General features: G+C 65.7%; 11 protein-coding genes and 1 pseudogene. 10 read left to right on the top strand and 2 right to left on the bottom strand.

Annotation, left to right across the window (positions count from 1 at the left end; genetic code table 11):
* Positions 1 to 105, bottom strand: a pseudogene (locus tag VGH54_RS22805) (NADP oxidoreductase); the annotation flags it as partial.
* Positions 106 to 200: 95 nt separating this feature from the next.
* Between VGH54_RS22805 and VGH54_RS22800 the strand changes: the two are divergent.
* Positions 201 to 683 (top strand): MarR family winged helix-turn-helix transcriptional regulator, encoded by a 483-nt coding sequence (locus VGH54_RS22800; RefSeq protein ID WP_331514373.1) that lies wholly within the window; start codon positions 201 to 203, stop codon positions 681 to 683.
* A gap of 224 nt (positions 684 to 907) precedes the next feature.
* Positions 908 to 1132: a hypothetical protein gene (locus VGH54_RS22795; RefSeq protein WP_331514372.1), complete on the top strand. Its 225-nt coding sequence runs from the start codon at positions 908 to 910 to the stop codon at positions 1130 to 1132.
* Between the two features lie 157 nt (positions 1133 to 1289).
* Here VGH54_RS22795 and VGH54_RS22790 read toward each other — a convergent pair whose 3' ends face one another.
* Positions 1290 to 1955 (bottom strand): chitin-binding protein, encoded by a 666-nt coding sequence (locus tag VGH54_RS22790; protein WP_331514371.1) that lies wholly within the window; start codon positions 1953 to 1955, stop codon positions 1290 to 1292.
* Between the two features lie 245 nt (positions 1956 to 2200).
* Here VGH54_RS22790 and VGH54_RS22785 point away from each other — a divergent pair, with 245 nt between their 5' ends.
* The 8 genes from VGH54_RS22785 to VGH54_RS22750 form a co-directional block, all read left to right on the top strand.
* Positions 2201 to 3478 (top strand): bifunctional 3,4-dihydroxy-2-butanone-4-phosphate synthase/GTP cyclohydrolase II, encoded by a 1278-nt coding sequence (locus VGH54_RS22785; RefSeq protein ID WP_331514370.1) that lies wholly within the window; start codon positions 2201 to 2203, stop codon positions 3476 to 3478.
* A gap of 16 nt (positions 3479 to 3494) precedes the next feature.
* Positions 3495 to 3974, top strand: a complete 480-nt coding sequence (ribH, locus tag VGH54_RS22780) for a 6,7-dimethyl-8-ribityllumazine synthase (protein WP_331514369.1) — start codon at positions 3495 to 3497, stop codon at positions 3972 to 3974.
* Entirely contained in the window at positions 3971 to 4441 is a 471-nt protein-coding gene (locus VGH54_RS22775) for a PH domain-containing protein (RefSeq protein ID WP_331514368.1), read from the top strand. Before ribH ends, VGH54_RS22775 begins: the two co-directional genes overlap by 4 nt.
* A gap of 124 nt (positions 4442 to 4565) precedes the next feature.
* Complete coding sequence (gene uvrC / locus VGH54_RS22770) at positions 4566 to 6545, top strand: excinuclease ABC subunit UvrC (RefSeq protein ID WP_331514367.1); 1980 nt, start codon at positions 4566 to 4568, stop codon at positions 6543 to 6545.
* An 11-nt stretch (positions 6546 to 6556) separates the two neighbouring features.
* Positions 6557 to 7483, top strand: a complete 927-nt coding sequence (gene rapZ / locus VGH54_RS22765; protein WP_331514374.1) for an RNase adapter RapZ — start codon at positions 6557 to 6559, stop codon at positions 7481 to 7483.
* Entirely contained in the window at positions 7480 to 8541 is a 1062-nt protein-coding gene (locus VGH54_RS22760) for a YvcK family protein (RefSeq protein WP_331514366.1), read from the top strand. The genes rapZ and VGH54_RS22760 overlap by 4 nt, the downstream gene beginning before the upstream one ends.
* Complete coding sequence (whiA, locus tag VGH54_RS22755) at positions 8538 to 9515, top strand: DNA-binding protein WhiA (protein ID WP_331514365.1); 978 nt, start codon at positions 8538 to 8540, stop codon at positions 9513 to 9515. The genes VGH54_RS22760 and whiA overlap by 4 nt, the downstream gene beginning before the upstream one ends.
* Before the next feature lie 76 nt (positions 9516 to 9591).
* Positions 9592 to 10961: DUF3556 domain-containing protein (locus tag VGH54_RS22750; RefSeq protein ID WP_331514364.1), on the top strand; the 1370-nt coding region annotated here is incomplete at its 3' end.

The raw sequence follows: 10961 nt of genomic DNA, 5'->3' as shown, positions 1-10961 counted from the left end.
GGCCTGATCGCGGCCGATGACCTCGACGGTGTTGCCGCCCGCTACCGCTAGCGCGCCGATGGCGCGGGCCATATTCCCGGTGCCGATGATGCTGATGATGCTCATGAGGTGTCCCCTCTGGCTTACGATCGAAAAGGTTGACAGCTCCACCTTAAGCAGCATTTGTTGATGCGTCAACCAATCAGGTAGCATGGAGGCCGATGGAACCGAACTGGCTGAGCCCTGGTCAAGACCGCGCCTGGCGGGCCTTCCAGCACGCGCACCATAAGCTCGACGTGCACCTGAACCGCGGCCTGCAGAAGTGGGGTCTGTCCGGGGCCGACTACCAGGTCCTGGCGGTGCTCTCGGAGCACGGCGGGGACCGCATGCCCGCGCGCGACCTGTGCAACACGCTGGGCTGGGAGAAGAGCAGGGTCTCCCACCAGGTGCGGCGCATGCAGAATGACGGGCTGATCTGCCGTGAGCCCAACCCCGACGACGCCCGCAGCACCATGGTCTGCCTGCTGCCGGCCGGCCGCGCCGCCATCGAGAAGGCGGCGCACGGGCACGTGGAGGACGTACGCCAGAACTTCATAGACCTGCTCACCCCGGCTGAGCTCGACATGCTCGCCGCCCTCAACGAACGAGTCCTGCGCCACCTGGCCAAAGACGACGACTACCCCGCCGAAGACAAGCCCTCATAGCCTTCATCAGCCGTGAGGTCGGTCTGACCTTCATGCTGGCGCGGAAGCGGCTGGGTCCGGCTCAAGCTGGAGATCCGCTGAACCTTGAGGTCGATGACATTGCGAAATGCGTCGAACGGTTGATGACGCACACATAGTGGCTAGCTGCGCCGCGGACGTTCGAGGGCTACCTATGAATGGCTGGATCGTCCAGAGGGCGACGGTGACGCATGGGCGGTGCATGGTTGGCTGGTCCCTGGGTTGCCGGTCCCTCCGCGTCCGGAATGGGGTCCGCCGGCGGCGCCGGCGCGGGCTCCTCGACCATGGGGATGTTCGCGGGCGCGGCGGCCGAAGCAATTCCGGCGGGGCCCACCAGCATGGCGCCGGCAAGCACACCCGCGCTCACCAGACCAACGGTCAAGGCGCGCGCTGATCGCATCCAGCACAACGTCGCCATTTCGCCAGGGTAACGCTCGACTTTGGCGACTTTTCGGGGATTTGCGCATCGTCGCCCAGGGTGCACCGTGTTGTTGGCAAACCGTTACTGGGCGGATGGGCGCAACGACTGGCAAATGGGCAACGCCCGCTCCGCCAATCGGCGAAGCGGGCGTCTGGTGAGGTGAGTCTTTACAGCGGGATCCAAACTCCGAAGAAGTCGAAGCCGAACTGGTTGAACTGCGGGTTCCAGACAGGCGTTTCCTGGTAGCCCCAGTAGTTGATCGGCCCGTAGTTCCACGATCCACCGGGCGGTGGAAGCGGCCTGTCCCATGCCGGTCGCGGCGGCTCGCCAGCACCCCAGGGTGCCGGTCCGTCTCCCCACGGAGCGCTGTGGAAGTAGCCGCGGTGATCATCGCCGTGCCACGCCCCCGGACCGCCTGGGCCGCCCGGACCGCCGGGTCCGTGGTCACCGGGTCCGCCAGGTCCGTGGTCGCCCGGTCCACCGGGTCCGTGGTCACCGGGCCCGCCAGGACCGTGATCACCCGGTCCACCAGGCCCGCCGGGCCCGTGATCGCCCGGACCGCCGGGCCCACCGGGTCCGTGGCCGCCGGGTCCGCCCGGGCCGCCAGGCCCACCGGGTCCGGGGCCAGCTGGGCCGCCTGGCCCACCCGGGCCGTGGCCACCTCCGCCACCTGGGTCCTGCGGAGCGGGTCCGCCGTGGCTTACCGCGGGTGCGCCATGGCCACCGGGCTGCGGCCCCGGCGCGGCGCTGGCCGCCCCGGCCCCCACGCCCAGCGCGGCTGCCCCGAGCGCGCCGGCGATGGTCGCGCCGGCCATCAGTTGCTTCAGTTTCATGGTCCTTCGCCTGTCTACTTGGGTATTCAGCGGACGCTTGCCCCCGACGTACTGAACGCTAAATAGCTAAGCTATGAATCAGCTACGAGAGGCCCCTGGAAACCTTTTGCGCATTTGCTCGCGGTGAGTCGCCGCAGGTAACCGTCCGCTCAGTGAGCAGTGGCAATAACCAAGCCGACGTGGTGGTTCATACTGGATGCAATGCCTGAGGCTTCGGGTGGACTTTTCTTTACGAGGTGGCTGCGATGACGAGGTTGGACTCGGTCGAGCGCGCGATCGCCGATATCGCGGCCGGTAAGGCTGTCGTCGTTGTGGATGACGAGGATCGGGAGAACGAGGGAGACCTCATCTTTGCGGCCGAGAAGGCCACCCCGGAGTTGGTCGCCTTCATGGTCCGCTACACATCGGGATACTTGTGTGTGCCCCTGGACGGCGATATCTGCGACCGCCTTGGACTGCTGCCGATGTATGCGGTCAACCAAGACAAGCACGGCACCGCTTACACGGTCACCGTAGACGCGAAACATGGTGTGGGAACTGGGATTTCGGCATCAGATCGCGCCACGACGATGAAGTTGCTGGCTGACCCGGACAGCGTCGCCGACGATTTCACCCGGCCCGGCCACGTAGTTCCGTTGCGCGCCAAGGACGGTGGCGTGTTGCGGCGGCCCGGCCACACCGAAGCCGCTGTCGACCTGGCCCGGATGGCCGGACTGGCGCCGGCCGGTGCGATCTGCGAAGTCGTCAGCCAGAAGGACGAAGGCGCGATGGCGCAGACCGACGAGCTGCGGGTCTTTGCCGACGAGCACGATCTGGCGCTGATCGCCATCGCCGACCTGATCGAGTACCGCCGCAAGCACGAGAAGCACATCGAGCGGATCGCCGAGGCCCGCATTCCGACCCGACACGGCGAGTTCCGGGCGGTCGGATACTCCAGCATTTACGAGGACGTCGAGCACGTGGCTTTGGTCCGCGGCGAGATTGCCGGACCCAACTACGACGGCGACGACGTGCTGGTCCGCGTGCACTCCGAATGCCTGACCGGGGACGTGTTCGGTTCACGCCGCTGCGACTGCGGTCCGCAACTGGACGCGGCGATGGCGATGGTCGCGCGCGAGGGCCGCGGCGTAGTCCTCTACATGCGTGGCCATGAAGGTCGCGGGATCGGCCTGATGCACAAGCTGCAGGCCTATCAGCTGCAGGACGCCGGCGACGACACCGTGGACGCCAACCTCAAGCTCGGATTGCCTGCCGACGCACGCGACTACGGCACCGGAGCCCAGATTCTGGTCGACCTCGGGGTGCGCTCCATGCGGCTGCTGACCAACAACCCCGCCAAGCGGGTCGGCCTCGATGGCTACGGGCTGCACATCATCGAGCGGGTGCCGCTGCCGGTACGCGCCAATGCGGAGAACATCCGGTATCTGATGACTAAACGTGACCGGATGGGTCATGACCTGGTCGGGCTGGACGACTATCACGAATCCATCCATTTGCCAGGCGAATTCGGCGGTGCCCTGTGACCCAGGACCCGTGCGTATGAGCGGTGCCGGTGTACCCGACATCGCGTCGCAGGACGCTTCCGCACTCACACTGGCGATCGTGGTCAGCACGTGGCACAGGCAGATATGTGACGCATTGCTGGCCGGCGCCCAGAGAATCGCCGACGAGTGGGGCGTCAAGGACCCGAAGATTGTCCGGGTTCGTGGCGCGATCGAAATTCCGGTCGTCGCGCAGGCCGTGGCCCGTAACCACGACGCCGTCGTCGCCCTGGGTGTGGTAATCCGTGGGCAGACACCACATTTCGATTATGTTTGCGACGCGGTGACCCAAGGGCTGACGCGGGTTTCGCTGGACGAATCCACCCCGGTAGCCAACGGCGTGCTGACCACCAACAACGAGGCGCAGGCCCTTGACCGCGCGGGTCTGCCGGACTCGGCTGAGGACAACGGCGGCCAGGCCACTGCTGCGGCGCTGAGCACCGCACTGACCCTGCGCCATCTGCGCGCAAAGTCGTGACCGCCAAGCCCGACCAGGCCACCTGGGATGTGCAACTGCGGCCCCGCCTGACGCCCTATGTCGCCTACGCCGCGGCGTTTGTCCTCGTCGCAGCGCACGTCGTGATTGGCCTGCTGCTCAAGATGGGGTCCACCGGCGTCATCTTCCAGACCTCCGACCAGATAGCGATGGCGGGGCTGGGTCTGGTGCTTGCCGGGCTCGTGCTGTTGTTCGCCCGGCCACGGCTGCGGGTGGGCGCCGCTGGGCTGTCCGTGCGCAACGTGCTCAGCGACCGGTTGGTGGCGTGGGACGACGTGGTCGGAGTGTCGTTTCCGGTCGGCGCACGCTGGGCGCGAATCGATCTCCCCGACGACGAGTACATCCCGCTGATGGCCATCCAGTCGGTCGACAAGGACCGCGCCGTGGCCGCGATGGACACCGTCCGGAGTTTGGTGGCCCGCTACCGTCCCGACCTGCCTTCGCGTTAGTGATCCCGTGCGCCGAGATCGACGCTAGCGCCGGTTCTGGGCGGATTTTCGGCGCCAGCGTCGATCTCGAGAGCGTGGCGACTGTCGATCCCGTTGTCGATGGCACGGACTAGCCTTAGACACCGTGGCTGATCCCGCGACCTACCGCCCCGCTCCCGGGTCCATCCCGGTCGAGCCCGGCGTCTACCGGTTCCGGGATCAGCACGGACGAGTGATCTACGTCGGCAAGGCCAAGAGCCTGCGCAGTCGATTGACGTCGTACTTCGCCGATGTCGCGAGCCTGCATCCACGCACCCGGCAGATGGTGACCACCGCCGCCAAGGTGGAGTGGACGGTGGTCAACACCGAGGTCGAGGCGCTTCAGCTGGAATACAACTGGATCAAGGAATTCGACCCTCGGTTCAACATCCGCTACCGCGACGACAAGTCCTATCCCGTACTCGCGGTCACCCTCAACGAGGAGTACCCCCGCCTGATGGTTTATCGGGGCCCACGCCGAAAGGGTGTCCGCTACTTCGGGCCCTACTCGCATGCCTGGGCCATTCGGGAGACCCTGGACCTGCTGACCCGAGTCTTTCCGGCTCGCACATGCTCGGCCGGAGTGTTCAAGCGGCACAACCAAATCGATCGCCCGTGCCTATTGGGCTATATCGACAAATGCTCGGCGCCGTGCATCGGGCGGGTCAGCGCCGAGCAGCACCGTCAGATCGTGCTCGACTTCTGCGACTTCCTGTCCGGCAAGACCGACAGATTCGCCCGCAGCCTTGAACAGCAGATGCACGCCGCGGCAGAAGATCTGGATTTCGAGCGCGCCGCGAGATTGCGCGACGACCTCGGTGCGCTGAAGCGGGCGCTGGAGAAGCAGGCCGTCGTCCTCGGCGACGGCACCGACGCTGACGTCGTTGCTTTCGCAGACGACGATCTGGAAGCCGCCGTTCAGGTGTTTCACGTCCGCGGCGGGCGGGTTCGTGGGCAGCGTGGCTGGATCGTCGAAAAGCCCGGCGATCCGGGCGATTCCGGCGAGGCGCAATTGGTCGAGCAATTCGTGACGCAGTTCTACGGCGACCAGGCCGAACTGGACGGTGGCGCCGACGAATCCGCCAACCCGGTGCCTCGGGAGGTGCTGGTGCCGTGCTTGCCGCCCAATTCTGAGGAATTGACCACCTGGCTGTCCGGGCTGCGTGGCTCCCGAGTGAACTTGCGGGTTCCGCGGCGAGGCGATAAGCGGGCTTTAGCCGAAACCGTGCAGCGGAACGCCAAAGAGGCGTTGCAGCAGCACAAGCTGAAGCGTGCCGGCGACTTCACCGCCAGATCTGTTGCGCTGCAGAATATTCAAGAGGCCTTGGGTTTGGCCGACGCGCCGCTGCGGATCGAGTGTGTCGACATCAGCCACGTCCAGGGAACCGATGTGGTCGGGTCGCTGGTGGTGTTCGAAGACGGGCTGCCCCGCAAGTCCGATTACCGCCACTTCGCGATCCGGGAAGCGGCGGGCCACGGTCGTTCCGACGACGTTGCGTCGATTGCCGAAGTGACCCGTCGTCGCTTCGTGCGGCACATCCAAGATCAAGAGGATCCGAAAATTCTTTCACCGGAGGGTAAGTCACGTCGATTTGCCTATCCGCCCAATCTGTATGTCGTCGACGGCGGCGCCCCACAGGTGAACGCGGCCAGCGCGGTCCTCGACGAACTGGGTGTCACCGACGTCGCGGTGATCGGTCTGGCCAAGCGACTCGAAGAGGTGTGGGTACCGTCGGAGCCTGATCCGATCATCCTGCCGCGCAACAGCGAGGGTCTGTACCTGCTGCAGCGAGTGCGCGACGAGGCCCACCGGTTCGCCATCAACTACCACCGCAGCAAGCGATCCAAGCGGATGACCGCGTCCGCGCTGGATGCGGTGCCGGGTTTGGGCGAGCACCGCCGCAAGGCATTGGTCGCGCATTTCGGGTCACTGGCCCGCCTCAAGGAGGCTACCGTCGACGAGATCACCTCCCTTCCGGGCATTGGGGTCGCGACGGCGACCGCGGTGCTCGACGCGCTGCGAGGCGGGGGCGCCGGATCGGATGCTTCGACGCAAGACCGGATCGATGAACGGGCATCGAGATGACGGGCGAGGGGATGGACGGGGCGAATCAGACTGGATCGCTGGATCAGGCCGACAATCACGGTGGCACAAATGAATCCGGCATCGATGTCGTTCTGGTCACCGGTTTGTCTGGCGCCGGGCGGGGTACTGCCGCCAAAGTCCTCGAGGACCTCGGCTGGTATGTCGCCGACAACCTGCCGCCCCAGCTGATCACCCGGATGGTCGACCTCGGGCTGGATGCGGGATCCCGGATCACGCAGCTGGCCATCGTGATGGACGTACGCTCTCGCGGATTCACCGGTGACCTGGACTGGGTGCGTAACGACCTGGCCACTCGCGACATCACCCCGCGGGTGGTGTTCATGGAGGCCTCCGACGACATGTTGGTGCGCCGCTACGAGCAGAACCGCCGCAGCCATCCGCTGCAGGGCGAGCAGACACTGGCCGAAGGCATTGCCGCCGAGCGCGAGATGCTCGCTCCAGTCCGCGCGACCGCCGACCTGATCATCGACACCTCGACGCTATCGGTGCGTGAGCTGCGGGAAAGCATCGAACGGGCGTTCGGTGGCGAGACCGTCGCGCAGACCAGCGTCACCGTGGAGTCCTTCGGCTTCAAATACGGTCTGCCGATGGACGCCGACACCGTGATGGACGTCCGGTTCCTGCCCAATCCGCATTGGATCGACGACTTGCGGCCGCACACCGGCCAACATCCCGCCGTTCGTGACTACGTGCTTGGCCAGACCGGCGCGGCGGAGTTCCTGGAGACCTACCATCGGTTGCTATCCCTGATTGTTGACGGCTACCACAGGGAGGGGAAGCGCTATATGACCGTGGCGATTGGCTGCACCGGCGGTAAACACCGCAGCGTTGCCATCGCCGAGGCGTTAGCGCAGTTGCTTGAGTCAGACAAGCAGCTGACGGTGCGGGTGCTGCACCGGGATCTGGGCCGCGAATGAGTCGGCGGATTGTCGCCCTCGGCGGAGGACACGGTTTGTATGCGACGCTATCGGCTGCCCGGCGACTGACACCGCACGTCACGGCGGTCGTGACAGTCGCAGACGACGGCGGCTCGTCGGGAAGGCTGCGCAGCGAACTCGACGTGGTGCCTCCGGGCGATCTACGAATGGCGTTGGCCGCCTTGGCTTCTGACAGCCCGCACGGCCGACTGTGGGCGACGATCATGCAGCATCGATTCAGCGGCAGCGGTGCGCTGTCGGGGCATCCGATCGGTAACCTGCTGCTGGCCGGCCTCAATGAGGTGCTCGCCGATCCAGTGGCCGCGCTCGACGAACTCGGCAGGATTCTGGGTGTGCGGGGCCGGGTGCTGCCGATGTGCCCGATCGCGCTGCAGATCGAGGCCGACGTCTCCGGTCTGGAAACCGACCCGCGGATGTTCCGGGTGATCCGTGGTCAGGTGGCGATCGCCACCACGCCCGGAAAGGTGCGTCGCGTGCGGCTGCTGCCCGGCGATCCGCCGGCCACCCGGCAGGCCGTCGACGCAATCCTGTCTGCCGATCTGGTGGTGTTGGGACCCGGCTCGTGGTTCACCAGCGTGATCCCCCATGTGCTGGTACCCGAGCTGGCTGCGGCACTGCAGGCGTCGACGGCCCGGCGCGCGCTGGTGCTCAACCTGGTCGCCGAGCCGGGGGAGACGGCGGGTTTCTCGGTCGAACGTCATCTGCACGTACTCGCCCAGCACGCGCCAGGTTTCACCGTGCACGACGTGATCATCGACGCCGAACGGGTGCCCAGTGAACGGGAACGCGAGCAACTGCGGCGTACGGCAACCCTTCTTGATGCCCAGGTTCAGTTCGCGGACTTGGCCCGGCCTGGTACACCTTTACATGACCCTGGCAAGCTGGCCGCGGCGCTGGACGGAGTGAGCGTGCGCGACTTGGGTCAGCCGCCGTCTGCGACGTCCGCCGACGCGATGGCGGTCGAGCAAGAACGTCAGCAAACCGGGGAAGATAGACCGGCTCGCAACGGACCAAGGGGTGACGACGCGTGGCGATGACGGCCGAAGTCAAGGACGAGTTGAGCCGCCTAGTGGTGAGCGCGGTGAGCGCGAGGCGCGCCGAGGTGACCTCATTGCTGCGGTTCGCAGGCGGTCTGCACATCGTGGCCGGCCGTGTGGTCGTCGAAGCCGAGGTGGACTTGGGCAGCATTGCGCGACGGCTGCGCAAGGACATTTACGACCTGTACGGCTACAACGCGGTCGTGCATGTGTTGTCCGCCAGCGGAATCCGCAAGACGACTCGATACGTGTTGCGGGTCGCCAACGACGGCGAGGCACTCGCCCGCCAGACCGGGCTGCTCGACCTGCGTGGCCGGCCGGTGCGTGGCTTGCCCGCCCAGGTCGTCGGCGGCAGCATCGGCGACGCTGAAGCCGCGTGGCGTGGCGCGTTCTTGGCGCACGGTTCGCTGACCGAGCCGGGCCGGTCGTCGGCGCTGGAGGTCAGCTGCCCCGGCCCGGAGGCGGCGCTGGCCTTGGTGGGCGCGGCACGGCGCCTCGGGATCAGCGCCAAAGCGCGTGAGGTGCGCGGCGCCGACCGGGTGGTGGTCCGCGACGGCGAGGCCATCGGGGCCCTGCTGACCCGGATGGGTGCCCAGGACACCCGGTTGGTCTGGGAGGAGCGGCGGATGCGTCGCGAGGTCCGGGCAACGGCGAATCGTCTGGCGAATTTCGACGACGCTAATCTGCGCCGCTCGGCGCGTGCCGCGGTGGCCGCTGCCGCCCGCGTCGAACGGGCACTGGAAATACTCGGCGACACTGTGCCCGACCATTTGGCCACGGCGGGCAGGTTACGCATCGAGCACCGGCAGGCCTCGTTGGAGGAATTGGGCCGGCTGGCCGACCCGCCGATGACGAAAGATGCTGTGGCGGGCCGTATTCGGCGATTGCTGTCGATGGCCGACCGAAAGGCGAAGGTGGATGGTATTCCGGACACCGAGTCGGCGGTGACGCCAGACCTGATGGAAGACGCCTGAGCTAGTTTGCCGCGCGGGCGTGGTGATGCCGCTACATTGTTCTCGCCAACGGTGGCACACCTGAAACGAGGCCGTCATGGGATTCATCACCCCGGACCTTCCAGACGTCGACCCCGAAACCTGGCATACACTGCCGGCCACCGACAGGATGCAGGTGGTCACCCGGCATTGGGTGGAACACGGTTTTGGCACGCCCTCGGCGATCTATCTGCTCTACGTGTTCAAGATGGCCGCCTACGCCGCAGGTGCCGCCGCGGTCATTTCGCTGACCCCGGGTCTGGGTGGGCTGGGCGATATCGCGACCTGGTGGACGCAACCGATCGTGTATCAAAAGCTGATCATCTTCACGCTGCTGTTCGAGGTGTTGGGGTTGGGTTGCGGGTCGGGCCCGCTCACCGCGCGGTTCTGGCCTCCGATCGGAGGATTCCTGTATTGGTTGCGGCCCAAGACAATTCGTCTTCCGCCCTGGCCGCACGAAGTCCCGTTCACCAGCGGCGACACTCGCAGTATTTTTGACGTCGGCTTGTATGTGATCGTTTTGGCGTCCGGCGTATGGGCGCTGTTGGCACCTGGTCATGGCGGATCGGTCACGGGGAGCGGCGATCTCGGTCTGATCGATCCCGTTCTGGTGGTACCGCTGATCGTCGCTCTGGCACTGCTGGGGCTGCGCGACAAAACGATCTTCCTGGCCGCCCGCGGCGAGCACTACTGGCTGAAACTGTTTGTGTTCTTCTTCCCGTTTACCGATCAGATCGCCGCGTTCAAGATCGTCATGCTCGGGCTGTGGTGGGGTGCGGCGACTTCCAAACTGAATCACCATTTTCCTTACGTCGTGGCCGCAATGACGAGCAACAACGCGCTGCTTCGCAGTAAAGCATTCAACTGGTTGAAGCGCCGGCTCTATCGCGACCCGGTCAACGATCTGCGCCCGACCTGGATACCGAAGGTGATGGCCCACGTCGGTGGCACCACAGCGGAATTGATTGTTCCGGCAGTGCTTGTCTTCGTCGCCGGCGGCCAACCGTGGCGGTGGGCGTTGATTGCCTTCATGGTGGTCTTCCACCTCAACATCATTTCCAACCTCCCGATGGGGGTTCCGTTGGAGTGGAACATCTTTTTCATCTTCTCGCTCTTCTACCTGTTCGGCCACTACGGCAGCATCTCGATCTACGACCTCAGTTCACCGCTGCTGCTGGCGGTGCTGTTGGCGGCCCTTCTCGTGATTCCGATTGTCGGAAATATGTTCCCGGAACAGATTTCGTTCCTGCCGGCGTTGCGATACTACGCAGGCAACTGGGCGTCCAGTGTGTGGTGCTTCCGCGACGGCGTTGAGGACAAGGTCGATGCCGACGTCATCAAGAGCTCAGCGCTGACCGCCAAACAGATTGCCAAGCTCTACGACCCGGCCACCGCCGAGATCATCAGCGACAAAGCCCGAGCCTTCCG

This window comes from Mycobacterium sp. (assembly GCF_036488105.1).
Taxonomy (GTDB): Bacteria; Actinomycetota; Actinomycetes; order Mycobacteriales; family Mycobacteriaceae; genus Mycobacterium.
The sequence above is the reverse complement of the archived record's forward strand: the minus strand, read 5'-3'. Positions and strand labels throughout refer to the sequence as shown.